The sequence below is a fragment of the Spirillospora sp. NPDC048911 genome (assembly GCF_043198015.1).
Classification (GTDB): domain Bacteria; phylum Actinomycetota; class Actinomycetes; order Streptosporangiales; family Streptosporangiaceae; genus Spirillospora.
Window position 1 is genome coordinate 708,508 of record NZ_JBICUD010000002.1, and the last position, 23,218, is coordinate 731,725.

General features: G+C 70.5%; 20 protein-coding genes. 11 read left to right on the forward strand and 9 right to left on the reverse strand.

Going from position 1 to position 23,218, the window contains the following annotated elements:
- Positions 1-82: 82 nt before the first annotated feature.
- From ACGFNU_RS10535 to ACGFNU_RS10545, 3 genes are read right to left on the reverse strand one after another with little or no spacing between them, the layout of a single operon-like run.
- The gene (locus tag ACGFNU_RS10535; RefSeq protein WP_392592136.1) at positions 83-373 is read right to left on the reverse strand and encodes a hypothetical protein; all 291 of its coding nucleotides are present in this window, start codon (positions 371-373) and stop codon (positions 83-85) included.
- Positions 373-1,167: a DNA-formamidopyrimidine glycosylase family protein gene (locus tag ACGFNU_RS10540; RefSeq protein ID WP_392592138.1), complete on the reverse strand. Its 795-nt coding sequence runs from the start codon at positions 1,165-1,167 to the stop codon at positions 373-375. Before ACGFNU_RS10540 ends, ACGFNU_RS10535 begins: the two co-directional genes overlap by 1 nt.
- Positions 1,168-1,203: 36 nt before the next feature.
- Positions 1,204-1,668: an RrF2 family transcriptional regulator gene (locus ACGFNU_RS10545; protein ID WP_392592140.1), complete on the reverse strand. Its 465-nt coding sequence runs from the start codon at positions 1,666-1,668 to the stop codon at positions 1,204-1,206.
- A 251-nt stretch (positions 1,669-1,919) separates the two neighbouring features.
- Between ACGFNU_RS10545 and ACGFNU_RS10550 the strand changes: the two genes are divergently transcribed.
- Positions 1,920-2,069 (forward strand): hypothetical protein, encoded by a 150-nt coding sequence (locus ACGFNU_RS10550; protein WP_392592142.1) that lies wholly within the window; start codon positions 1,920-1,922, stop codon positions 2,067-2,069.
- A gap of 90 nt (positions 2,070-2,159) precedes the next feature.
- Here ACGFNU_RS10550 and ACGFNU_RS10555 read toward each other — a convergent pair whose 3' ends face one another.
- Entirely contained in the window at positions 2,160-3,380 is a 1,221-nt protein-coding gene (locus ACGFNU_RS10555; RefSeq protein WP_392592144.1) for an ROK family protein, read from the reverse strand.
- Positions 3,381-3,640: 260 nt separating this feature from the next.
- On the opposite strand from ACGFNU_RS10555, the gene ACGFNU_RS10560 reads away from it, so the two are divergent.
- From ACGFNU_RS10560 to secA2, 6 genes are all read left to right on the forward strand, one after another.
- On the forward strand, positions 3,641-4,912 hold the full coding sequence (locus ACGFNU_RS10560; RefSeq protein WP_392592146.1) for an extracellular solute-binding protein: 1,272 nt from the start codon (positions 3,641-3,643) through the stop codon (positions 4,910-4,912).
- A gap of 181 nt (positions 4,913-5,093) precedes the next feature.
- The gene (locus ACGFNU_RS10565; RefSeq protein ID WP_392592148.1) at positions 5,094-6,065 is read left to right on the forward strand and encodes a carbohydrate ABC transporter permease; all 972 of its coding nucleotides are present in this window, start codon (positions 5,094-5,096) and stop codon (positions 6,063-6,065) included.
- Positions 6,062-6,916, forward strand: coding sequence for a carbohydrate ABC transporter permease (locus tag ACGFNU_RS10570; RefSeq protein WP_392592150.1), 855 nt, complete (start codon positions 6,062-6,064; stop codon positions 6,914-6,916). Before ACGFNU_RS10565 ends, ACGFNU_RS10570 begins: the two co-directional genes overlap by 4 nt.
- On the forward strand, positions 6,913-8,373 hold the full coding sequence (locus ACGFNU_RS10575; protein ID WP_392592152.1) for a glycoside hydrolase family 3 protein: 1,461 nt from the start codon (positions 6,913-6,915) through the stop codon (positions 8,371-8,373). The genes ACGFNU_RS10570 and ACGFNU_RS10575 overlap by 4 nt, the downstream gene beginning before the upstream one ends.
- Positions 8,374-8,712: 339 nt before the next feature.
- On the forward strand, positions 8,713-9,384 hold the full coding sequence (locus tag ACGFNU_RS10580) for a hypothetical protein (RefSeq protein WP_392592154.1): 672 nt from the start codon (positions 8,713-8,715) through the stop codon (positions 9,382-9,384).
- A gap of 177 nt (positions 9,385-9,561) precedes the next feature.
- Positions 9,562-11,925 (forward strand): accessory Sec system translocase SecA2, encoded by a 2,364-nt coding sequence (secA2, locus tag ACGFNU_RS10585; protein ID WP_392592156.1) that lies wholly within the window; start codon positions 9,562-9,564, stop codon positions 11,923-11,925.
- Positions 11,926-12,024: 99 nt separating this feature from the next.
- Here secA2 and ACGFNU_RS10590 read toward each other — a convergent pair whose 3' ends face one another.
- A complete protein-coding gene (locus ACGFNU_RS10590; protein ID WP_392592158.1) occupies positions 12,025-12,588 on the reverse strand; it encodes a TetR/AcrR family transcriptional regulator in 564 nt (187 codons plus the stop codon).
- A 69-nt stretch (positions 12,589-12,657) separates the two neighbouring features.
- On the opposite strand from ACGFNU_RS10590, the gene ACGFNU_RS10595 reads away from it, so the two are divergent.
- Both ACGFNU_RS10595 and ACGFNU_RS10600 read left to right on the forward strand, forming a co-directional pair.
- Complete coding sequence (locus ACGFNU_RS10595) at positions 12,658-13,548, forward strand: DMT family transporter (RefSeq protein ID WP_392592159.1); 891 nt, start codon at positions 12,658-12,660, stop codon at positions 13,546-13,548.
- Positions 13,549-13,623: 75 nt separating this feature from the next.
- Entirely contained in the window at positions 13,624-14,343 is a 720-nt protein-coding gene (locus ACGFNU_RS10600) for a hypothetical protein (protein WP_392592160.1), read from the forward strand.
- Positions 14,344-14,374: 31 nt separating this feature from the next.
- Here ACGFNU_RS10600 and ACGFNU_RS10605 read toward each other — a convergent pair whose 3' ends face one another.
- Positions 14,375-19,198 carry a DEAD/DEAH box helicase gene (locus tag ACGFNU_RS10605; RefSeq protein WP_392592162.1) on the reverse strand — a complete coding sequence of 1,608 codons (4,824 nt, stop codon included), beginning with the start codon at positions 19,196-19,198 and terminating at the stop codon, positions 14,375-14,377.
- 123 nt (positions 19,199-19,321) lie between these two features.
- Between ACGFNU_RS10605 and ACGFNU_RS10610 the strand changes: the two genes are divergently transcribed.
- A complete protein-coding gene (locus tag ACGFNU_RS10610) occupies positions 19,322-20,581 on the forward strand; it encodes an alpha/beta hydrolase fold domain-containing protein (protein ID WP_392592164.1) in 1,260 nt (419 codons plus the stop codon).
- A 9-nt stretch (positions 20,582-20,590) separates the two neighbouring features.
- Complete coding sequence (locus ACGFNU_RS10615) at positions 20,591-20,785, forward strand: DUF3046 domain-containing protein (RefSeq protein WP_392592166.1); 195 nt, start codon at positions 20,591-20,593, stop codon at positions 20,783-20,785.
- Positions 20,786-20,848: 63 nt separating this feature from the next.
- On the opposite strand, the gene ACGFNU_RS10620 is transcribed toward ACGFNU_RS10615, so the two are convergent.
- Genes ACGFNU_RS10620 through ACGFNU_RS10630 form a run of 3 tightly spaced genes read right to left on the reverse strand, consistent with a single transcriptional unit; the run spans position 20,849 to position 23,218 of the window.
- On the reverse strand, positions 20,849-21,544 hold the full coding sequence (locus tag ACGFNU_RS10620; RefSeq protein ID WP_392592168.1) for a hypothetical protein: 696 nt from the start codon (positions 21,542-21,544) through the stop codon (positions 20,849-20,851).
- Positions 21,545-21,547: 3 nt separating this feature from the next.
- Entirely contained in the window at positions 21,548-22,006 is a 459-nt protein-coding gene (locus ACGFNU_RS10625; protein WP_392592170.1) for a DUF350 domain-containing protein, read from the reverse strand.
- A 54-nt stretch (positions 22,007-22,060) separates the two neighbouring features.
- A complete protein-coding gene (locus ACGFNU_RS10630) occupies positions 22,061-23,218 on the reverse strand; it encodes a glutathionylspermidine synthase family protein (RefSeq protein WP_392592172.1) in 1,158 nt (385 codons plus the stop codon).

A 23,218-nucleotide genomic window follows, 5' to 3' on the forward strand; every position in this document is an offset into this window, starting at 1 on the left:
GTTATCGGGGAGCAGGCCGGAGCACATCCGACCAGCGTGGATCATCCTTGAGGAGGACCGCGTCAGGGCTGGCCCGGGGCGCTCAGTCCTGGGCCGTGCCGAGGTGCCGGACGACGCTCACCTTGAAGTAGGTCGGCCCGCCTCCGAGCTTGGCGCGGTGGGACACGATCCAGACGTCCTCGCCCACCTGATAGACGTCGCGCCGCATCCGCAGACCGGCCAGTTGCGGGCGATGGGTGAACGCCAGATCCTCCCCGGCCTCGCGCGCCCGGGCCAGATCGTCTCCGGCGGGCATCACCAGCGAGACATGCCACTCGCCGTTGGAGCCCTTCCGCTCCTCGACCAGCAACGCCCACGTCTCGTCGTCGTCCATCAGGCCTCCGGGGCGGCGGGGGCCGGCTGGCAGCGGGGACACCAGTAGGTGACCCGGTTGCCGACGTCGGAGGCCTGGTCGGCCCGCTGGATCCGGGTGCGGCAGCGGCGGCAGGGGCGTCCCGCGCGGCCGTAGACCCAGTGCTCGTGGCCGCGCCGCAGGTCGCCCGTGGTGATGTGGCCGTACCGCTCCTTGTTGGCGACCAGGAGGCGGTGCGCCAGCTCGGCCATCGCGGCCAGGTCGGTGACGTCGCGGATCGGGGTCCAGGGGTGGACGCCGCGCAGGAACAGGATCTCGGCCTTGTAGACGTTGCCGATGCCGGCCAGCCGCGTCTGGTCGAGAAGCGCCTCGCCGATGGCCCGGTCGGGCTCCTCGGCCAGGCGGCGCACGGCCTCGGAAGGGTTCCAGTCCGGGCCGAGCAGGTCGGGGCCGAGATGCCCCACCGCCCGTCCCTCGTCGGACGTGCGGAGCAGCTCCAGGACGCCGAGGGAGTAGCCGAGCGCCTGCCATTCGGCGTTGGCGAGGATGACCCGGATGCGGTGGTCGGACGGCGGGGCGCCCGGCCGGCGGATCCGCCACGAGCCCTCCATGAGCAGGTGGCTGTGCACGGTCAGGCCGCCGCCGACACGGATGAGCAGATGCTTGCCGCGGGCGAGGACCTCCATGACGGGCCGGCCGCGCAGGTCGGTGGTGGCGAGCTTGGGGACCCGGAAGTCGGAGCGCGTCAGCGGCCGCCCGGTGAGCGCCTCGTCCAGGCGCCGGGCGGTGAGCCAGACGACATCGCCTTCCGGCACGTCAACTGTCCCGTCCTGTCAAACCTGTGAAAACTGTCAGATCAAGGAGGGGCTTTCCCAGGCCGAGGGGTCCTCGGTGAGCTTCTTCACGGGTGCGGGGAGCTCGCCCGTCGCGATGTGCGCGAGCGACACCTGTTCGAGGATGGCGCGTTCGCTGGCGCGCAACGCGATCCACACCTCCTGGAGCGAGCGCGCGGGCCCCTCGTACCCGACGTGCTCGGGGCGTTCGCCACGGACGCCCAGCAGCGGGCCGTCGATGGCGCGGATGATGTCGGCCATGGAGATCTGTTCGGCCGGCCTGGCCAGCCAGTAGCCCCCCTCGGGGCCGCGCTGGCTCCGGACGAGCCCGGACCTGCGGAGCTGGCCGAGGATGTTCTCGAGGAACTTGGGCGGGATCTGCTGCGCCTCGGCGAGCTGGACGGCGGTCACCGGATGACTTCCGGCCACCGCCAGCTCGGCGGCGGCACGCAGCGCGTAGTCGACCCGGGCGGACAATCGCATGAACGTATTATCCCTTGCCGATCGGACTGGTTGGGCTTATCCGGGGCCTCCCGGCGCTCCGGTATGCACACCGAACCGCTTTCGGCCCGATTTCGCAAGCACCCGGGCCCCTGGGACGGATGCGTCTCCCCATGAGGTCTGACCGCGAATCATCCCTGTGGTGGATGGTGGGACGCCTGTTTTTTGAGGACCATTGAGTCAATGGGGGCCACGGGGATGCGGTGATCACACCGCGGAACGGGGAAGTGACGATGACACCGACGGCACGAGCGGCGGCCGCGCAGCGGCGCAAGCGCCAGATCATCAGCCAGACCGTCCGGGACCGTGCCCTGCAGGACCCTCGGCGCCAGGCGCGCCGCCACACGCCCGCCAAGGCCGGCGACCGCTCCATGGCCGCCTGACATCTGATCCGTCCGCCGTACCAGCGCCTGACCTGCACCATCAACGCCTCCGCGCCGACAGCGCGGAGGCGTTTCGCGTTCCCGGATCTCTCAGGATTCGGGAGAGGAGAAGACCTCGTCGCGGGCCTGCTCCAGGGCGGCGTGGAGGGCGCCCCGGAGGACGGCGTTGCCCTCGACGCCGGTCACGGCGATGGTGGGCGTGGTCGGGCTGATGCGGCTGACGGCATGCGCGATGCGCGTGGCCAGGGGCTGCCCGCCGGCGCGGCCGAGCTGGCCCGCCAGGACGACCAGGCCGGGATCGAGGACGATGTTGACCGAGGTGACGCCGTAGGAGATGCGGTGGGCGAGTTCGTCCAGGAAGGATCCGCCGCGTCCCTCGTTGAGGGCGGCGGCCCGGACGCACTCGACGGCGGTGGGCTCGGTGAAGCCGTGCGCGTGCGCCAGGCCGCGGACGGCGTCGGCGCCGACCAGCGAGCCGTAACCGCCGGCGAGGGCCGGGATGCCCCAGCTGGTCGACTCGGTGAAGCCCTCGTCGGCCGGGTCGCGGCGGACGTCGCCGGACGGGAGGGGCGCGCCGGGCACGGGCAGGTAGCCGATCTCGCCCGCGCCCCCGGACCGGCCGCGGTGCAGCCGGCCGCCGAGCATCACCGACAGGCCCATGCCGCGGTCGAGCCACATGAGGGCGAAGTCCTCGGCGCCCTGGGCGGCACCGTACGCGCGTTCGGCGATGGCCGCGAGGTTCACGTCGTTCTCGATGACCACCGGGCGCCGGAGGTCGGTCTTCAGCCCGGCGAGGACCCCCTCGTGCCAGGACGGCAGGTCGAACGAGAACTGCACGTCGCCGGTGCGCGGGTCGACGACGCCGGGGGTGCCGATGACGAAGGCGGTCAGCCGGGAGAGGGCGACCTTGGCCGACCGGCAGGCCTTCGCGACGGCGTTGTGGACGGTCTTGACGGGGTCGTCGGCTCCGTTCGGGTCGACGGTGACCTGGGCCGCGATGTTCCCCGCGATGTCGGCGACGCCCGCGGTGACCCCGTCCGGCCCCACCTCCAGGCCCGCCACGTACGCGCTGGACGGCACCACCGCGTAGAGCGCGGCGTTGGGTCCCCGGCCGCCCGCCTGCTCCCCGACGACCTCGACGAGGCCGCGCTCCTCGAGCCGGGAGAGCAGCTGGGAGGCGGTGACCTTGGAGAGCCCGGTGTGCTCGCCGATCTGGGCGCGGGTCAACGGCCCCTGCCCGACCAGCAGGTCCAGCGCGGCGCGGTCGTTCAGTTCCCGCAGTAGCCGCGGCGTCCCCGGTCGTCTGGGCATGCTGGACCCCTCAACGTCTCAATCCGCTAACAAGCGGTTTTGTTTAGGAAAGTTTCTTGTTAGTTTACGCGCAAGCGCCTCGGCCGCCCAGACCGGGTGATGGGGCGCACATCGAGCGCCGACTGGCGAGCAGGGCGTCCCGCGGCCGGTGCGAGGAAGAGACGGGCATGGCTGGACCCTAAAGGGTCCGGGCCCGTCTCATAGCCCCGACCGTCGGGGATGCACTCACGGCGATGCCATGCTGGAAAGGAAAATTCCCAGTGAAGTACACCAAGGTTGCGGCCGTAGCGGCCGCGATCGCCCTGGCCGCCACGGCCTGCGGCGGCGGCGATGACAAGGCCGACGGCGGGGCGGCCAAGGACCCGGCGCAGCTCAAGGTCTGGATGATGGGTGACGGCACCCCCGAGCAGACCAAGTTCCTCGACGGCGTCGAGACCGAGTTCAAGGCCAAGCACCCGGGCACGGACGTCGTGATCAAGTACGTGCCGTGGCCGCAGGTAGCCACCACCTTCCAGAAGGCCGCGGCCGGCGGTGAGGGCCCCGACGTCACCGAGCTCGGCAACACCGACGTCCAGTCGCACGTCGCGCAGGGCAGCCTCGCCGACATCACCGACCTGTACGGCAAGTGGGCCGACGGCAAGACCCTCAACAAGACCGCGCTGGAGAACGACACGGCCGACGGCAAGACCTACGCCGTGCCGTGGTACGGCGGCGTCCGCGGCGTGTGGTTCCGCAAGGACTGGTTCGACGAGCTGGGCATCCAGCAGCCCAAGACGTGGGCCGACCTGAGCGCCGCCGCCAAGAAGATCCAGGACTCGAAGAAGGTCCCGGGCATCGGCGTGGCGAGCGACCAGACCAACGCGCTGCTCAGCTTCATCTGGGGCAACGGCGGCGACGTGGCGGTCAAGGACGGCGACAAGTTCGTCGGCAAGCTCGACCAGCCGCAGGTCAAGGAGGCCGTCGACTACTACACCGGCCTGCTGACCAAGGACAAGGTCGCCTCCGCCAAGTACGTCGGCAAGAACGAGCTCGAGGGCCCGCAGCGCGACTTCGCGCTCGGCAAGCTCGGCATGTACTTCGACGGCAGCTGGGCGTTCAAGGAGATGAAGAAGATCTCCGACAAGGACGCCGGCAAGTGGGCCGTGTTCCCGATTCCGAGCAAGACCGGTGGCAACGCGCCCGTCATGGCCGGCGGCTCGGACCTGGCCGTCTGGAAGGACAGCAAGGCCAAGGACGCGGCGTTCGACTACATCACCGTGCTCAACAACGCCAAGAACGCGCAGGGCTGGGCGGACTACAGCGGCTTCTCGTCGATGCGCTCGGACGTGAAGTTCACCGACCCGAAGCTGGCGATCTTCACCGACATCGCGGGCAACACCAAGTTCCCGCCGATCAGCGCCGGCTGGGGCGAGTTCGAGCAGGCCAAGAAGGTCCTGCCGAACGCGATCAAGGCCATCATGCAGGGTAAGTCCTCCGACGGCGAGCTGAAGAAGGCCAACGAGCAGGCCAACACCCTGCTCAACGCGTCGTAGGGCTCAACGCGCGTCGTAGGACGTGTCACAGGGCTCAACGTGCCGTAGGGCTCGACGCGCCGTCGCGCCGCCTCCGGGGGTCTGCGGGACCGCACCCCGCAGATCCCCGGGCTCCCGGCTCCGGCCGGCGAGCCCAGCTTCCCGGCTGAACCGCCCAACTCCGGCTGATCGGACCAACTCCATGCTCGACACCGCCCCAGCGGTGCGGAAGACCCCGGATCGCAAGGTCTCCGGCACGGCGGGCCGCCGCCGCCGGCCCCGCGTCGGGCCGTACCTGCTGATCGCCCCGACGCTGGCCGTCATCGCCGTCCTGATGTTCTGGCCGATGATCCAGATCGGGATCATGTCGTTCCAGAAGGTCGGCAACCGCCAGCTCCGCGGCGAGCCCGCCGAACAGGTCGGCACCGAGAACTACGACAAGATCTTCGACGATCCGTTCTTCTGGCAGACCCTGAAGCACACCGTGCTGTTCGCCGTCGTCGCCGTGTCGCTGACGCTGGTCGTCGGCACCCTGATCGGGCTGCTGCTGCACCAGCTCGGCAAGCGCATGTCGAGCTTCGTCGCGGGCGGCGTGATGGTCGCGTGGGCGACCCCGCCGGTGACCGCGGCGATCATCTTCTCCTGGCTGTTCGGCACGACCGGCGGCCTGGTGAACTGGACCCTCGACCTGCTGCCGGACTGGCTCGTCGGCGGCGGCTGGAACGACTACAACTGGTTCAGCACGCCGCTGTCGACCTACACCGTGCTGACGATCTGCGTGGTGTGGCAGGCCTGCCCGTTCATCGCGGTGTCGGTGCTCGCGGGGCTGAAGAGCGTGCCGGGCGAGCTGTACGAGGCGGCCCGGGTGGACGGGTCGGGGCCGTGGCGCTCGTTCTGGAGCATCACCTTCCCCCTCCTCAAGCCGATCTTCATGGTCCTGCTGGTGATGTCGATCATCTGGGACTTCAAGGTCTTCACCCAGCTGTTCGTGATGGCCGGGATGGCCAACCGTGACTCCTTCAACCTCTCGCTGTACGCCTACTCCGAGGCGTTCGGCTCGCTCAACCCGAAGCTCGGCATGGGCTCGGCGATCGCGATGGTGCTCACGGTGATCCTGCTCATCGTCACGGCCCTGTACGTGCGGGTCATGGTCCGACAGGGAGAGACGAGATGAGCAAGCCGCGCCGTGCCCGGATCCTGCGCAAGGGCGCGCTCAACACCGCCGGGATCCTCGTCTTCGTGCTGGCGGTGTTCCCCGTCTTCTGGATGGCGTCCACCGCGTTCAAGCCCAACAACGAGATCTTCAGCAGCACGCCCAAGCCGCTGCCGTCGCATCCGACGCTCGACCACTTCGACCTGGTGCTGAACGGCGGCATCGCCGAGACCTCCTTCTGGGTCTACTTCCGCAACAGCGCGATCCTGGCCCTCGTCACGGTGGTGATCTCCGGCCTGCTGGCGCTGCTGGCGGCCGTCGCCGTGGCGCGCTTCCGGTTCCGGTTCCGCACCACGTTCCTGATCATGCTGCTGGTCGTGCAGATGGTCCCCTGCGAGGCGCTGGTCATCCCGCTCTTCCTGGACCTCAAGAAGCTCGATCTGCTCAACAGCCTGCCCGGACTCGTGATCGTCTACGTCGGCTTCGCCGTGCCGTTCGCGATCTGGATGCTCCGCGGCTTCGTCGCCGCCGTGCCGAGGGAACTGGAGGAGGCCGCCGCCATCGACGGCGCGAGCCCGATCCGCACGTTCTTCACGGTGCTGCTGCCGCTGGTCGCGCCGGGCCTGGTGGCCACCAGCATCTTCTCCTTCATCACCGCCTGGAACGAGTTCATCTTCGCGTTCACGTTCCTGGACGACCAAGACAAGTACACCTTGCCGATCATGCTGCAGTTCTTCTTCGGCCGCAGCGGCAACGCCTGGGGGCCCATCATGGCAGCGTCCACGCTGCTCACCATTCCCGTGATCATCTTCTTCCTCGCCGTCCAGCGCCGCATGGTGTCCGGCCTGACCGCCGGGGCGGTGAAGGGATGAGCGCCGCCTCCACCGACGACTCGATCGAGCGGCTGGCCCGCGGGACCCTCCTCCCGTCGTTCCCGGGGGCGAGCGCGCCGCGCTGGCTGCTGGACGAGCTGGAGAAGGGTCTCGGCGGCGTCACCCTCTTCGCACTGATCGGCAACGTGCCCAGCCCCGAGGCGCTCACCGCGCTCACCGCGCGGATGCGCAAGGCCGCCGACCCGATCATCACGATCGACGAGGAAGGCGGCGACGTCACCCGCCTCGGCGGGCACCTGACCGGCTCCCCGTACCCGGGCAACGCGGCGCTCGGCGCGGTCGACGACCCCGAGCTCACCCGGCGGGTCTACCGCTCACTGGGCGCCGAACTCGCCGAGGTCGGCGTGAACCTCAACTTCGCGCCCTCCGTGGACGTCAACACCGCCGCCGACAACCCCGTGATCGGCACCCGCTCGTTCGGCTCCGACCCCGAACTGGTCGCCCGGCACGCCGTGGCCTCCGTGATCGGCACCCAGGAGGCGGGCGTCGCCGCGTGCGCCAAGCACTTCCCCGGCCACGGCGCGACCGTCGACGACTCCCACCTCGGCGTGCCCATCGTGGACGCCGACCTGGACCTCCTCGACCGCCGCGACCTCCTCCCGTTCCGCGGCGCGATCCAGGCCGGCACGCAGGCGGTCATGACCGGCCACCTCGACCTGCCCGACATCACCAAGGGCGTGCCGTCCACGCTCTCGCATGCCGCGATCACCGGGCTTCTGCGCGAACACCTCGGCTACGAGGGCGTCATCGTCACCGACGCGCTCGACATGCAGGGCGCGAGCGGTGCCATCGGCATCCCTGAGGCGTCCGTACGGGCGCTGCTGGCCGGCGCGGACCTGCTCTGCCTGGGGCCGAAGGAGCACCAGGAGAGCCTGCAGGCCGTCCTGGCCGCCATCGAAGAGGCCGTGCGCATTGGACGGCTTCCCCTGGAGCGCCTCCACGACGCCGCCGAGCGGACCCGCCGGATGAAGGAATGGCTGGCCGACCCGGCCCCCGCCGTCGTCGACCGTGCGGCGGGCATCGAGGCCGCGCGGCGGGCCGTCCACGTCACCGGCGAATTCCCCGGCCTCGCGGCCGGTCCGCTCGTGGTCGAGCTGGCCTCCAGCGGCAACATCGCGGTCGGCCCGACGCCGTGGGGCCTGAGCCCGTGGGCCCCCGACACCGTCCGCGCGGAGGGGGCGCCGGGCGAAGCGCGCTCCCTCCTGGAACGTGCCACCGGCCGTGGTCTCGTGATCGTTCTGCGTGACGCCCACCGGCACGCGGGCCAGCGCGCTCTCACCACCGCGCTCCTCCAGGCCCGTCCGGACGCGATCGTCGTCGAGATGGGACTGCCCGTCTGGATCCCCGAAAGCGTCGTTCACGTGGCCACCTACGGCGCCGCCGCGGCCAACGCCCAGGCCGCCGCCGAGCTACTGGGGCTGACCTCCGCACCTTGATCCAGGCCGTCGGCCCCCGGCGCGTGACGTCCGCCCTCTGACCCCGGCCTCCTGACGCATGCCGACCGGCGCTCGCGCTCCGGTCCCTGTACCCTGACGCTCGGTCCCTGACTCCCGCTCCCTGACTGTCGAGAACGTTGGTATCGGCCGGTCTCGGCGATGAATTGCGTCGAGTGCGCCAATCGCCTTGACGGTCGTGACCACGGGGGCGCAGGGTACAGCTGACACGGAGTGGGGCCGGACGGCGCGAGGAGCTCGGCGTGGCGGGTGGAGTGAGGCTCGTAGGGCGGCCGCCGGCGTGCGGTCCGGGGGCCGGCCGGCCGAGCCGGTGAGCTGACCGTGGGGAAGCGTCGTAAACCGCTGAAGACACCGTCGTTCCTCGAACGCCGGTTCGTCTTGGCGTTCGGTGTCGTGGCGGTGTTCGCGGGGGTCGTCCTGCGCGGGCTCACCGGACTGGTGGGGGAGGGCGAGGGCCATCCGCCGCCGCAGGCCCGTGCGCTGCTTCCGACGGAACGGGCCGGCTCGCCGACGCCGACGCTCGTCCCGTCCTCGCCGGCCGTGGTCCCTGATCAGCCGCGCAGGTCCAGCCCGCCGCCGTCCTCGAAGCCGACCAAGCGGCCCGCTCCCGAGGCCAAGGTGAACGTGGAGTTCCCGGAGCCAGGTCAGGAGTTTCCGGAGGATCGCGATTTCGTGGTCGGCGGCACGGCTCGGGATCTCGGCCACGACGTCCTGCGCGTCTTCATCTTCGCTGAGAAGCGCCACCGGTTCTACCTGGCCGACTATCGGGCGGAGCGGGTCGGTGACGAACAGTGGGAGATCCGTTCGGCGGGCATCGGCATCGAGTGGGGTGGCCAGGGCGACCCCTACCTCGTCCAGGTCGTCCGGGCCAATGGACAGTGCCAGAAGACCCTGGAGGGCCTGGAACTGGGGAACGACCACTATCCGACCTTCGACGCACTCCCTGAGGGTTGCCAGGTCGCCGCCCAGGTACGCGTGGTCGAGGCAGACTGACCCGTACCGCCCGCAGACGCGCGGCAAGTACCGTGCGGAGAGGCGTGGCCCGCGCCGTTCGGACTCGTCCTGTCCGGAGACGCGCGGAGGACGTCGCGCCTGCGATCATTTGGGGGAACGAGAAGATGCGGCCACCCGTTTGGCTCATCGTGACTTATGAGATCGGAGAGGCCCGTCATGGCGCTGCGTGACCGTTTCCGGCGCCTGGTGCAGAAGCCCGGCACCGTCGACCTCGCGCCCTCCAAGGCCGTCGTCGCCGAGGCGGCCACTCGCGAAGAGCGCCTCCGCGAGCTTTCCGACGCGGAGTTGACGACCGCCGCGGCGGCCCTCCGGCCGGCTCCGGCCGCCGCCACGCTCAGCGCGGGCAAAGCGGGGACGTCCGGCTCCCCGGCCGGCGAGCTCGACCTGGCCGAGCTGTGCGCGGTGGGGCGCGAGGCGGCCCGGCGGGCGCTGGGGGAGCGCCCGTTCGACGTGCAGCTCCTCGGAACGCTCGGCATGCTCTCCGGTCACATCGTCGAGATGGCCACGGGCGAGGGCAAGACCCTCGCCGGCGCGCTGGCCGCGGCCGGGCACGCGCTGCGCGGCAGGCGCGTGCATGTGATGTCGGTGAACGACTACCTGGCGCGCCGCGACGCCGAGTGGATGGGCCCACTCTACGAGCTCCTCGGCGTGTCGGTCGGCTGGGTCGGCCAGTCCTCCACGCCCGAGGAACGCCGGAAGGCCTATGCCGCCGACGTCACGTACGCGCCGGTGAGCGAGGTCGGCTTCGACCTGCTGCGCGACCGGCTGGCCACCGCCCCGGACGAGCCCGTCCTGCCCGAGCCCGAGGTCGTGCTGATCGACGAGGCCGACTCGGTGCTGGTCGACGAGGCGATGGTGCCCCTCGTGCTGGCCGGCGCGTCCGAGCACGACCCGGCCGATCCCGTGTACGCCGACCTGGTGCGGCGGCTGCGCCCGGGACAGCACTACGCGACCGACGAGGAGGGCCGCAACGTCCAGCTGACCTCGGCGGGGGCCCGGACGGTCGAACGCGAGCTGGGCGGCATCGATCTCTACTCCTCCGACAACACCGACACCCTCGTCGCGGTCAACGTCGCGCTGCACGCCCAGGTCCTGCTCCAGCGCGACGTCGACTACATCGTCCGCGACGGCGCCGTGAAGCTGATCAGCTCCTCGCGCGGGCGGGTGGCGCTGCTGCAGCGCTGGCCGGACGGGCTCCAGGCCGCCGTCGAGGCCAAGGAGGCCCTGGAGACGTCCGCGAGCGGCGAGATCCTCGACTCGATCACCGTGCAGGAGCTCATCGGCCGCTATCCCGTCCGCTGCGGGATGACGGGCACGGCGCTCGCGGTCGCGGGCCAGCTGCGGGAGTTCTACGGCCTGGAGATCGCGGTCATCCCGCCGAACCGGCCCTGCGTCCGCGTCGACGAGCCCGATCGCCTGTACGCCACGTCCACCGACAAGGAGGTGGCGATCGTCGAGGAGATCGCGGCCGCCCACGCCACCGGCCGCCCCGTCCTCGTCGGGACGCTCGACGTGGCCGAGTCCGAACGCCTCGCGCGCCGCCTCGAACGCGCCGGCCTGTCCTGCGTCGTCCTCAACGCCAAGAACGACGCCGAGGAGGCCGCCATCATCGCCGAGGCGGGCGCGGCGAGCACGATCACCGTCTCGACCCAGATGGCCGGCCGCGGGACCGACATCCGCCTCGGCGGAACGTCCGCTGCCGACGCCGAGCGCGTGGTCGAGCTGGGCGGGCTGCTGGTGATCGGCACCGGCCGCTACCACAGCAGCCGCCTGGACGATCAGCTGCGCGGCCGCGCGGGCCGCCAGGGCGACCCCGGCGGGTCGGTCTTCTTCACGAGCCTTGAGGACGACCTGGTCACGCAGTACGCGCCGGACGAGGAGGTCAACGCCACGCCCGCGTCCGACGGCCGCCTCAAGGACAAGAACGCCGATTGGACCGTCGGCCACGCACAGCGCGTCGCGGAGGGCGTCGAGGTGGAGATCCACCGCAACACCTGGCGCTACAACCAGCTGATCGGCCTCCAGCGCCGCGAGGTCCTCGCCGAACGCGGCCAGCTGCTGCGCGGCGACCACGCCGGCCGCCTGATGGCCGAACGCCGCGCCGACCACCACGCCGAACTCGTCGGCATCGCGGGCGAGGAGGCGGTCGCCGAGGCCGCCCGCCAGGTCGCCCTCTTCCACCTCGACCGCTGCTGGACCGAGCACCTGGCGTATCTGGCCGACCTGCGCGAAGGCATCCACCTGCGCTCACTCGGCCGCGGCCTTGATCCGCTGGTCGAGTTCAACCGAGAGGCCGTCCCTGCGGGCAAGAAGCTCCTGGGCCAGGCTGTAGAACGAGCCATCGACACGTTCACGACCCTCACCGCGACCCCGGATGGCATCGACCTGACCGCCGCGGGCCTGCAACGCCCCTCCGCCACGTGGACCTACCTGGTCCACGACAACCCGTTCGGCGGCTTGGACGAACGAGCCCTCCGCGGCCTCATCAACATGTTCCGCCGCAACTCCCGCCGAACCTAGACCGCGCGAAACCCGCCGCCACCCCTACGCCGGACAGGCGCCGCCGCGCCCAGGCCGCGCGGGAGCCGCCGCACCTACGCCGGGCGGGTGGCGCCGTGACTAGGACTGGCGGGAGATCAGGGCATCTGCCGCTTCGCGGGCGAGTGCGGCGGCATCTTGAAGTCCGGCGACGCTGAACGTCACGACGGCGCCCTCGTGCAGGATCAGGAGCTTGTCCGCCAGGGACTCGTTCAGACCGGCCTCACGCACGAGATCGGCGTAGAGCGTGCGGAGCCAGGCCTTCTGGTCGGCGGCGGCGCGATGGCCTGGATGGGCGCGGTCGGGTAGCTCCGCGAGGGCGTTCACCATCGCGCAGCCCCGGCCGCTCTCGGTGCGCAGCCACTCGCCCAGCGCGTCGAACGTGGCGAGGACGCGCTGCCGGGCGTCGCCCACACCCTCGATGCTGCCGGTCAAATAGGCACGCCAGCGTTCGTCGCGGGCACGCAGGTACGCGACGACGAGCGCCTCCTTGGACCCGAACCGGTCGTACACCGTCTTCTTGGTGACTCCCGCCTCGGCGGCGATCAGTTCCATGCCGACCGAACCGATGCCCCGCTGGTAGAAGAGCTCGCCGGCCACGGCGAGCACCCGCTCGGCGGCGGGTGTGAGCGGCTTGGTCGCCATGAGTCCTCCAGGTATACATACCGGTATAGCTAGGGTAAGTATACCGGTATGTATACCTCAGGGAAGGGTATGTCAGACCGCATGGACGGGGTGCTGGCCGTCGGCTTCGTGGCCGCCTGGAGTTCGGGCTTCATCGGGGCCGAACTGGGCACTCGCGCGGCTCCCGCCACAGCGCTGCTCGCCTGGCGTTTCATCATCGCCTTCGCCCTGCTGGGCGGCTGGATGCTCTACCGCCGCAACCGGGTTCCGCCGCGCGAACTCGGCCTCCACCTGATCATCGGCGGGCTCGGCCAGGCCGGCTACCTGTACGGGGTGTTCGCGGCCGTCGAGCATGGCGTCGCCTCTGGAACGACCGCCCTGATCTGCGCGCTCCAGCCCATCGTGGCGGTGGCGCTGGCCGTGCCGCTCCTGGGTGAATCGGTCAGCGCGCGCCAGATCGTCGGCTTCCTGATCGGACTGGGAGGCGTGGCCCTGGTGGTCAGCGGCGACCTCAGTGCCTCCAGTGCCCCATTGCTCGCCTACCTGCTCCCGGTCGCCGCGATGCTCTCGCTGGTGGCGGCGACCCTCCTCGAACGCCGCACCCGTCCTCGCGCGACCCTCGTCGACGCCCTCACGATCCAGGCGGGCATCAGTGCGCTCCTGTTCGGCGGCCTGGCCACCGCGACCGGCACCCTCGCGCCTCCCGCCGATCCCACGTTCTGGATCGCGATCGCCGTCCTGGTCGTGGCGGCGATGTTCGGGGGATACGGCCTCTACTGGATCAACCTGGCCCGCACCGGCGTGGCCCGTGTCTCGGCCCTGCTCTACCTCACGCCCCCGGCGACGATGGCCTGGTCGTGGCTGATGTTCGGTACCACCATGACCCCGGTGTCGCTGGGTGGCGTAGGAGTGTGCGCCCTGGCCGTCCTTCTGATCCGGACCAAGACCCCCGCAGAGCCCCTGGAACCCACCCATGCCTGACCCTCTTGTTTTGTAGCACAGTCGTGTTAGTTTCTTTGTGACACAACTGTGCTACACAGTAGGGAGAGGTAGATCATGAACACACCCCGGTCCCTACGGCTGCTCGCTCCGCTGGGAGCGGCGGTGTTCTTCCCGGGAGGCCTCGGCTTCGTCGCACTGGCGTCACTGCAAGCCGATGAAGGCGGCTACTTCGGCACGTCCGAGCATCGCTTCGCCACGACCGCGACCGCATTGAAGACCGACGAGATCGACGTCGGCTCCTCCTCGGCGCACGCGGCGGACCCGTCGCCCGACATCGGCGAGATCGCACGTGTGCGCATCGTGGCCACGTCCGCAGACCCGAACGTGCCGTTGTTCGTCGGCATCGGCCCCAAACATGAGGTCGAGAACTACCTGCGGGGGAGCGCATACGACGACTTCGTCTCGGCCAATCTGAAGCCGTTCCGAGCGACCTTCGAACGCGTCGCCGGTGATGCGCGTCCTGCCCCTCCGACCAGCCGCTCCTTCTGGGTGGCGTCATCCACAGGAACGGGCACGCGCACCCTCAAATGGGACAAGACCCACGGCGCCTGGTCCGTCGTGGTCATGCGCCTGGACGGCAAACCCAACGTCGACGCGAAGGTGTCGATGGGACTGCGCTTCGGGTTCCTCGTGCCGCTGGGACCCGTCTTCCTGCTCGCCGGAGCCGCCCTGACCACATTCACCCTGCTCAGACGCAGGCGGCAAAGCGCCCCGAAGAACAACCCAGTAACCCCGACCGCAGCCCCCAGCCCCAGCACAGCCGAAGCGCCGTAACAAAGCCCTCCGGGGCTTCCCAGGAGGTGGGCTAGGCGCGGAGGCGGAGGCCTCGGGGGGTGGGGTGGAAGCCGGCGGCTTCCAGGGCGGCTGCCAAGGGGGAGTCGTTGATGGACCCGCCGTCGGCTCGTTCGACGGTGAGCTTGCCCAGGGCGCCTTCTCGGACGGCCAGAGCGAGGGCGTCCACGGCGGGTTGGAGGACTTGGGGATCGTCGTCCCAGGTGAGGAGGGTCTTGCCGCCGCGTTCGACGTAGAGGGCCAGGCGGCCTTCGGTCAGGACGACCAGGGCGCCTGCCTTGCGGCCGGGCTTGTGGCCGCTGGCGACCTCGTCCGCACGTTCGGGCCAGGGCAGTGCGGCGCCGTAGGGGTTGGCAGGGTCGGCGGCGGCCAGGACGAGCGCACGGGTGTCGGGGGTCGGCTTGGCGCCGGGGAGGGGCAGCTCCCAGGGGTCGGGTGGCGGGGGTGCGGGCCGGAGGGAACGGAGGCGGTCGACGGCGCCGGGGAGCGCGAACTGCGCGGCGCCCAGACCCTCGACGAAGTAGCCGCGGCGGCACCGGCCGCCGTCTTCGAAGGCGCGGAGCACCGGGTAGACGGCCGCGAAGCCTCCCGGCGTGCGTTCGGCGGCGACGGCGCCGCGGATGACGATGCCGTAGCGGTCGAGAAGGGCCTCGGCGAGGGCGTGGGAGCGGCGGGTGCTCGCCGTCTCGCGTTCGGGGAGCGACCACCAGCGTCCGGCGACCGTGGGCGGGCCGGTCCGGGACGGCAGGACGGGGCGGCCGCGGCGGGTGGCGCGGGCGCGGTGGGCGGGGCGGCCGGAGCCCAAAGCGGCGCGGAGGGGCGCAAGGGTGTCGTTGGTGAGGTGGCCCGCCCAGACGAGGTCCCAGAGAGCGGTGACCAGGTCCGGGTCGTTGATCGACTCGGTGGCGTTGAGCCGGTCGGAGAGCGTGCGGAAGAAGAGCGCGCCGCCGTCCGCGAGGGCGTCGAGGATGGCCTGGTGAGCAGGGGTGAGGCTGATCTCGGCGGGCTCCGGCATGAGGAGCGGCGCGGTGTCGGCGAGGTAGAGCGAGACCCAGCCGTCGCCGCCCGGCAGACCGCCCTGGCCTGCCCAGATCACTTCGCCCGCGGAGGTCAGCTCGTCCAGCTGGGCGGGGGAGTAGCCGGGGACCCGGGACGGAAGTATCAGGGATTCGAGGGCCGAGGCGGGCACCGCGGCGCCCTGGAGCTGTTCGATCGCCTGGACCAGGGCGTCGATGCCGCGCAGGCGGGAGCCGCCGGTGATGCCGTGCCAGGTGGGCAGGAAACGGCCCAGCGCTTCGGGCGGCGAGGGCTCGACCTCGGCGCGCAGCCGGGCCAGCGAACGGCGCCGCAACATGCGCAGGACGTTGTTGTCGCACCACTCGCTGGTCAGCGGGCCGGAGACCGCCTCGACCGGCAGGAACTCGCCTTCGACGACGCGGCCGTTGGCGTTGAGGCGGCGCAGCGTCTCCAGGACGACGGCGGTGCCCAGCCCGAAACGGGACGCGGCGGAGGCCGCGCGGAACGGCCCATGGGTGCGGGCGTAACGGGAGACGAGGTCGCCGAGCGGATCGTCCACCGGCTCCAGGAAAGTCTCGGGAATGCCGACGGGCAGCGGCGCGCCGAGGGCGTCGCGGAGCCGCCCGGCGTCCTCGATCGCCGCCCAGCGTTCCTCACCGCCGATCCGAACCCGAATGGCCCGGCGCTCCTGCTCGAGCTCAGCCAGCCACCGAGCCGGCCGTGGATCGACCTCCGGCGCGCCCTCCGCCGACCGCGGGACGGCGGGAAGACCCGTGTCGGCCTGGGACACCTCCCCGCGCGTCGCGCCTGCGTTCTCGGGTGGGGTGGTGCGGAGGGTTGCTTCGGCGGTCGTCAAGGGGCCGAGTTCGCGCAGGAGGTCGGCTATGCCCTCCAGGTCGCGGGCCTGGCGGTCGGGGGCGAGGCGCTGGAGTTCGCGTTCGGTATCGGCGACCACCTCGGGATCGAGGAGCTCGCGCAGGTCGGCTTGGCCCAGCAGCTCGGCGAGGAGGGCCGAGTCGAGCGCGAGGGCCTGGGCGCGGCGCTCGGCCAGTGGCGAGTCGCCCTCGTACATGAAGGCGCCCACGTAGTGGAACAGGAGCGAACGGGCGTACGGGGACGGCTCGGGCGTCTCGACCTCGACCAGGCGAGCCTTGCGGCCGGAGAGGTCGCGCATGAGCTGGACCAGGCCCGGCACGTCGAACACGTCCTGCAGGCACTCGCGCATCGTTTCGAGGACGATCGGGAACGAGGGGTATTTGCTGGCGACGGCCAGGAGTTGCGCGGCGCGCTGGCGTTGCTGCCAGAGGGGCATGCGCTTGTCGGGGCGGCGGCGCGGCAGCAGGAGCGAACGGGCGGCGCACTCGCGGAACCTCGCGGCGAACAGGGCCGAGCCGCTGAGCTCGTCGACGACGATGCGTTCGATGTCGTCGGCGTCGAACACGGCGAGGTCGAGGTTCGGCGGCTCGTCCATGTCGGGGATGCGGATCACAATGCCGTCGTCGGCGTGCATGGACTGCGCGTCGACGCCGTACCGCTCGCGGAGGCGGCCGGCGATCGCCAGGGCCCAGGGCGCGTGGACGCGGGCGCCCAGGGGTGAGTGCACGACCAGCCGCCAGTCGCCGAGCTCGTCCCGGAAACGTTCGACCACGAGGGTGCGGTCGTCCGGCACATGACCGGTCGCCTCGCGCTGCTCGCTCAGGTAGGAGACCAGGTTGGCGGCGGCCCACTCGTCGAGCCCCGAGGTGGTGACGCGGTCGCGGGCGGTCTCGGGAGAAAGCTGGACCAGCTCGCGGGTGAACGCGCCGAGGGCCTTGCCCAGCTCGACGGGGCGGCCGAGGGCGTCGCCGTGCCAGAACGGGAGCTTGCCCGGCTGGCCGGGCGCGGGCGAGACGAGGACGCGGTCGGGAGTGATGTCCTCGATCCGCCAGGAGCTCGCGCCGAGAACGAAGACGTCGCCCACGCGCGACTCGTACACCATCTCCTCGTCGAGCTCGCCGACGCGCGAGGCCTTCTCGCCCACGAGGAAGACGCCGAAGAGACCGCGGTCGGGGATCGTCCCGCCGCTGGTCACGGCGAGGCGCTGGGCGCCGGGCCGGTCACGCAGCACGCCGGTGACGCGATCCCACACCAGGCGCGGCCGCAACTCGCCGAACTCGTCGCTGGGGTAGCGGCCCGCGAGCATGTCGAGGGTCGCCTCGAGCGCGGAACGGGGGAGCGTGGCGTACGGAGCGGCGCGCTTGACCATGGCGTCGAGATCGTCGACCGTCCACTCGTCCATCGCGACCATGGCGACGATCTGCTGGGCGAGGACGTCGAGCGGGTTGCGCGGGTAGCGCAGCTCCTCGATCTCGCCGTCGCGCATGCGTTCGGCGACGACGGCGGTCTGCACCAGGTCGCCGCGGTATTTGGGGAAGATGACGCCTTTGGACACCGCCCCGACCTGGTGGCCGGCCCGGCCGACGCGTTGCAGGCCGCTGGCGACCGAGGGCGGCGACTCGACCTGGACGACCAGGTCGACCGCGCCCATGTCGATGCCCAGCTCCAGGCTGGACGTGGCGACCACGGCGGGCAGACGGCCCTGCTTGAGCGCGTCTTCGATGCCCGCCCGTTCTTCCTTGGAGACCGAACCGTGGTGCGCGCGAGCGATCTCGGCCGGAACGCCGCGTGCCGCACCTGCCTGGGCCATCATTTCGGCCGGACTGCGCCGGGCCGGCGCTTTCGCAGCGTCCATGTCGCTGCTTGGCGGGGAGCCCGTGGTGTTCGGGCCATCCGTGGCATCCGTCGCGTATCCGTGGGCGCGCGCTTGGAGCGCGCGCTCGATGTCGTCCTGGCTGATGGGCCTCGGGGCGTCGCCCGCCGTGGCGGGACCTTCCGCGGCGTCGTTGCTGGTGCCGGCGACGGCGCGTTCGTACGCGAGCTCGTTCAACCGGCCGCAGAGGCGTTCGGCCAGGCGCCGCGAATTGGCGAAGACGAGGGTGGAACGGTGCGCCTGGATCAGGTCGAGCAACCTGTCTTCTACGTGCGGCCAGATCGACCTCTGGCGAGGATCGGCCTCGCCGCTCTGGTCAACGAAATGCGATATCTCGCCCATGTCTTCGACCGGCACGACGATGTCGAGGTCGAAGACCTTGTCGGACGCCGGTTGGACCACCTTCGCGGATTTGGGACCGCCGAGGAACGCGGCGACCTCGGCGGCGGGCCGGACCGTCGCGGAGAGGCCGATGCGCTGGGCGGGCCGGTCGAGGAGGGCGTCGAGACGTTCGAGCGAGATCGCCAGATGCGCGCCGCGCTTGGTGCCCGCGACCGCGTGCACCTCGTCGACGATCACCGTCTCGACGCCCCGGAGCGACTCGCGGGCCTGCGAGGTGAGGATCAGGAACAGCGACTCCGGCGTGGTGATCAGGATGTCCGGCGGCTTGGTGGCCAGGCGGCGGCGCTCGTCGGCCGGGGTGTCGCCGGAACGGATGCTGACCCGCACGTCGGGCTCCGGCAGATCGAGCCGGCGCGAGGCCTGGCGAATGCCGGCGAGCGGGGCCCGGAGGTTGCGTTCGACGTCGACCGCCAGGGCCTTGAGCGGGGAGACGTACAGCACGCGGCAGCGCTGCTTGGGATCGGGCGCGGGCGAGGCCGCCAGGCGGTCGAGCGACCAGAGGAAGGCGGCCAGGGTCTTCCCGGAGCCGGTGGGCGCCACGACCAGGGTGTTGTCGCCGCCGGAGATCGACTCCCACGCTCCCGCCTGCGCCGCCGTGGGCGCGGCGAAGGCCCCGGTGAACCACGCACGCGTGGCCGGGGAGAAGCGTTCGAGCACGTCACCGCTCATCCCTCCATCCTGCCTCGTGCCACCGACAGAACCGCGACCAGGTGGTGAGCACCACTCCCGGAGCCCGGTGGCGACGGGCGGGGAGGGTTGTAAGCAAGTACTTGTTCGGTTAATCCTGGAGGGATGACCTACGCCCTGGCCGCCCTCGGAGCGATCTCCATCCTGCTCGCCGCGAACGCGCACCGCCCGCGCCGGCGCCACCCCTCGACGCTGGTGCCGAGCTTCTTCGCCGGATGGCTGACCATCGAGCTGGCGCCGCACCTGCTCGTCGCGGAGGTCGCGGGGCTGGGCATCCTGGTGGCGTACGGAGGGCTTGAGGGGTGGCCGGGCCGGGTCGGCCTGGTCACGGGCCTCCTCGGGGCGACGGGCACCGCGGCGACCATCGTCGCGGCGAGGCGGACGACCGTGACCTTGCGAGACTCCGGGGTGCCGCTGGACCTCGACCCCGACGACGCGCCGCGCTATCCGCGTGCGCACCTCGTCCTGCCGGTGCTCTGCTTCCTGCCGCGCCGAGGAGTGAAGGCCGAACGCAACATCGTCTACCGCGAAGAGGGGCGGCTGCGGCTCAAGCTGGATGTCTACCGGCCCGCTGAGGACGGGCGGTTGCGCCCAGGGCTGATGCAGATCCACGGCGGCGCCTGGGTCATCGGGGACAAACGCGAACAAGGGCTTCCCCTGCTCAACCACATGGCCGTGCAGGGCTGGGTGGGCTTCAACGTCAACTACCGCCTGAGCCCACGAGCCACCTGGCCTGAGCACCTCATCGACCTCAAGCACTTCATCGCCTGGTATCGCGAGAACGCCGAGTCCTATGGGGCCGATCCAGATTTTCTCTGCGTCACGGGTGGTTCGGCAGGTGGGCACCTGGCGGCGATGGTGGCGCTCAGCGCGAACGTGCCGGAGTTCCAGCCAGGCTTCGAGGACGTGGACACCAGCGTCCGTGGGGCTGTCCCCTTCTACGGGGTGTACGACTTCGTGGAGCCGGGGCCCTGGTCTGTCCCCATGGGAGCGACGCCGTTGGTCGAACGCGCGCTGATGAAGCGCTCCTTCGCGGACGAGCCCGAAGCCTTCGCCAAGGCGTCCCCGGTGAGCTATCTGAGCCCCGACGCACCGCCGTTCTTTGTCATCCACGGAAGCCACGACTCTCTGATCCCGGTCGAGGAAGCGAGACGGTTCGTGGAGAAGCTCCGCGACGTCTCAGAATCGCCGGTCATCTACGCCGAGATGAAGGGCGGCCAGCACGCCTTCGACGTCTTCCCCTCGTACCGCACGGCCCGAGTGGTCGAGGGCGTGGAACGCTATCTGACCGGTCTGCACCGGCAATACCTCGAAGGTGCCCGCCGCCCGTCCGTCCCGGACGAGGTATCGCGGTCCGTCGGATAGCGTGGCCTGGTGCGGCTCACAGTTTTCTGGGATCGGATGAACCAGCAGTTCGGCGAGGCCTACGCGGCGAGCGTGGCGAAGGACTACGTCATAGCCGCCCTGGGTGGCCGCACCGTCGATCAGGCCCTAGCGGACGGGGAGCCCGCCAAGAAGATCTGGGCCGCCGTAGTCGCCACCTTCGACGTGCCAGCGCGCCTTCACTGACGTTCCAACGCCTTCACTGACGAGGCGACATCTCGCCCCTACGACGCTCGGCTCGTAGCGGTATCACGTGCCGTGCCTGGGATGGGGCATCGCCAAGGACGGAGCGGCAGTCCCCGAGAGGCTAGGGAACCGGCTCAACAACCGTTGGTGTGCCTCGGCGGCGGCTGAGGCGTCTGGGATCCCTCCGGCGACCCATTTGAGTGCCTCGGCCCAGGCACCGGCAGCGGGATCGTTGCTGTCGTTGAGCGCGGCAGCGTACTGCTCAGCCGTGCGGACGAAGCGTGCGCGGATGGTCAGCCCGTCCAGAGCGGCCTCCAGTAGGCGGGCCAACCTCTGTTCCCTGTCCCCGCCGGCCGCCGTCATTTCGGTGAGCCGGGCCATGTCGGCGGCATCGAGATAGATACGAGGGCGTTCCTCTACGTTCGGGAGCTTCGCGGAAGTGCTGCGCTTGTACGTCACGACTGAGCCGAAACGCCTTTCGAACTGGTCCTGCGCATAGAGCGGCGCCGAGCCTCGGCTGATCCGCGCTCCGAACCATCGGAGTGCTTCGGCCCAAGCAGCCGCGCCAGAGTCCGTGCCGGCGGCGAGCATGGCGGAGTACGCGTGCGCCCTGTGCCGGACCTCCTCAAGGGCCCATTCACCGTCAGAACAAGTCTGCTTGAGGCGCCCGATGACGCTGCCCTCGCCGGGCCTGGTCAGTTTCGCGAGCGCGGCCTGGCCTGCCGAATCGAGGCGCAGGGGCGGACGCAGCTCCGCCATCGGTCAGTAGGTGGCGACGGCGGTGACGACGCCGATCATGAGGTTGGCGACGGCGAGGAGGACGGCGGCGGGCTCGAGTTCGTCGTCCGCGTCATCGGCGAGCTGCTTGATGCTGATGCCGACCACGCGGTCGAAGATCTGCGTGGCGACGGTCATGGCGATGATCCCGACACCGCCGAAGACCAGAGTCCTCGCGAGGCCCTCCATGAGATCACCATGGGACGCGTAGATCGACACCGAGACGATGAGCCCCACGCCGACGGTCGAGGCGGCGGCGAGCAGGGTCGCGTTCGGGTTGCGGTGCTCGCGGATGACGGTGATGAGGCGGCCGGGCGTCGCCAGGTCCGTCATGTAGAAGCCGACGATGAACAGCACCAGGCCGACCGCCGCGTACGCCAGAAGTGCCCCGCTGCCCTCCAGCAGAACCTGGACGAGGCTGTCCTCGTTAGCGGCCGTGATCATGGAACTCCTTAAGGGGAAGCGTTCGCCGGCGTCCGTTAGCGTCCGTCGTGTCGGTCAGAGGGGGATGCGGTGCGGGACGAACGACGAGGTGTCGTCGGTGATGAGGCCCGAGGTTTCGCGGATGCCGAGCCCGGCGGACTCGTCGTGGACCACCCACGCGCCGAGCACAGGGTGCTCCCCGTCGAAATCGGGAAGCGGGCAGAACTCCTGGAAGACGAACCCCTCCGCGCCGTAATTGCCTTCGGTGCGCGTCTCCGCCCCATCAGGCGTGACGATCCGCATGCTCGCGCCCTCGCGCCCCAGGAGCGGCTTCTGCACGTACGAGGTGAGCGTCGAGGGCGTGTTGAGGAACGTGGGCAGGAGATTCGGGTGGCCGGGGAAGAGCTCCCATAGGAGCACCAGCAACGCCTTGTTGGAGAGCACCATCTTCCAAATGGGCTCGATCCAGCTCGTAGGCGCGTCCGCAATGTGCCGGCCGAAGGGCTCCGCGACGATCCATTCCCACGGATAGAGCTTGCAGAGCGCGTGGATCTCCTTCTCGTCCAGGTCCACGAACCGATCACGCGCAGGGTTCCAGCCGACGTCCTCTATGGCGATCGCGACGCCTTGCAGACCCGCCTCTTCCGCGGTCTCCTGCATGTAGGCGATCGTCATGACCTCTTCGCCGGTCTCGTCGGCGTTGGTCCAGGCGAAGTGCGCCGGGCCGTCCGGAAGGCCCGGCTGGATCTCCTTCCAGCGCGCCACCAGGCGCTCATGGATGGAGTTCCACTGGTCATCGTCCGGATAGACGTCCCGCAGCCAGTACCACTGGACGATCGAGCTCTCGACCAGCGCGGTCGGGGTGTCGGCGTTGTACTCCAGCAGCTTGGCCGGGCCGGTGCCGTCGTACCGCAGGTCGAACCGTCCGTACAGATGAGGATCGCTGCGGCGCCATGACTTCTCGATTAGGGGCGCCACCCAGTCGGGTATGCCGAGGACGTTGTAGCGGCCAGTGGTGACGACATGCTCCACGGCTTGGAGGCACATTCTGTGAAGCTCTTCCACGACCTCCTCTAGGGCCAGTACCTCGTCCATTTCGAAGACGTAGTGCACCGACTCGTCCCAGTAGGGGCGCGGCAGATGTTCCGGGTGCGCGGTCCGATGGAAGGCCAGTCCCTGCGACTCCACCTTCTGGGCCCAGTCGGCACGCGGTGTCGAACGTTCGCGACGCAT

Excerpts from the sequence above, each read along its gene's own strand:
- ACGFNU_RS10535 (WP_392592136.1), bottom strand. The coding sequence starts at position 373 with ATGGACGACGACGAGACGTGGGCGTTGCTGGTCGAGGAGCGGAAGGGC.
- ACGFNU_RS10545 (WP_392592140.1), bottom strand. The coding sequence starts at position 1,668 with ATGCGATTGTCCGCCCGGGTCGACTACGCGCTGCGTGCCGCCGCCGAG.
- ACGFNU_RS10550 (WP_392592142.1), top strand. The coding sequence starts at position 1,920 with ATGACACCGACGGCACGAGCGGCGGCCGCGCAGCGGCGCAAGCGCCAG.
- ACGFNU_RS10555 (WP_392592144.1), bottom strand. The coding sequence starts at position 3,380 with ATGCCCAGACGACCGGGGACGCCGCGGCTACTGCGGGAACTGAACGAC.
- ACGFNU_RS10565 (WP_392592148.1), top strand. The coding sequence starts at position 5,094 with ATGCTCGACACCGCCCCAGCGGTGCGGAAGACCCCGGATCGCAAGGTC.
- ACGFNU_RS10570 (WP_392592150.1), top strand. The coding sequence starts at position 6,062 with ATGAGCAAGCCGCGCCGTGCCCGGATCCTGCGCAAGGGCGCGCTCAAC.
- ACGFNU_RS10575 (WP_392592152.1), top strand. The coding sequence starts at position 6,913 with ATGAGCGCCGCCTCCACCGACGACTCGATCGAGCGGCTGGCCCGCGGG.
- secA2 (WP_392592156.1), top strand. The coding sequence starts at position 9,562 with ATGGCGCTGCGTGACCGTTTCCGGCGCCTGGTGCAGAAGCCCGGCACC.
- ACGFNU_RS10590 (WP_392592158.1), bottom strand. The coding sequence starts at position 12,588 with ATGGCGACCAAGCCGCTCACACCCGCCGCCGAGCGGGTGCTCGCCGTG.
- ACGFNU_RS10595 (WP_392592159.1), top strand. The coding sequence starts at position 12,658 with ATGTCAGACCGCATGGACGGGGTGCTGGCCGTCGGCTTCGTGGCCGCC.
- ACGFNU_RS10600 (WP_392592160.1), top strand. The coding sequence starts at position 13,624 with ATGAACACACCCCGGTCCCTACGGCTGCTCGCTCCGCTGGGAGCGGCG.
- ACGFNU_RS10605 (WP_392592162.1), bottom strand. The coding sequence starts at position 19,198 with ATGAGCGGTGACGTGCTCGAACGCTTCTCCCCGGCCACGCGTGCGTGG.
- ACGFNU_RS10610 (WP_392592164.1), top strand. The coding sequence starts at position 19,322 with ATGACCTACGCCCTGGCCGCCCTCGGAGCGATCTCCATCCTGCTCGCC.
- ACGFNU_RS10620 (WP_392592168.1), bottom strand. The coding sequence starts at position 21,544 with ATGGCGGAGCTGCGTCCGCCCCTGCGCCTCGATTCGGCAGGCCAGGCC.
- ACGFNU_RS10625 (WP_392592170.1), bottom strand. The coding sequence starts at position 22,006 with ATGATCACGGCCGCTAACGAGGACAGCCTCGTCCAGGTTCTGCTGGAG.
- ACGFNU_RS10630 (WP_392592172.1), bottom strand. The coding sequence starts at position 23,218 with ATGCGTCGCGAACGTTCGACACCGCGTGCCGACTGGGCCCAGAAGGTG.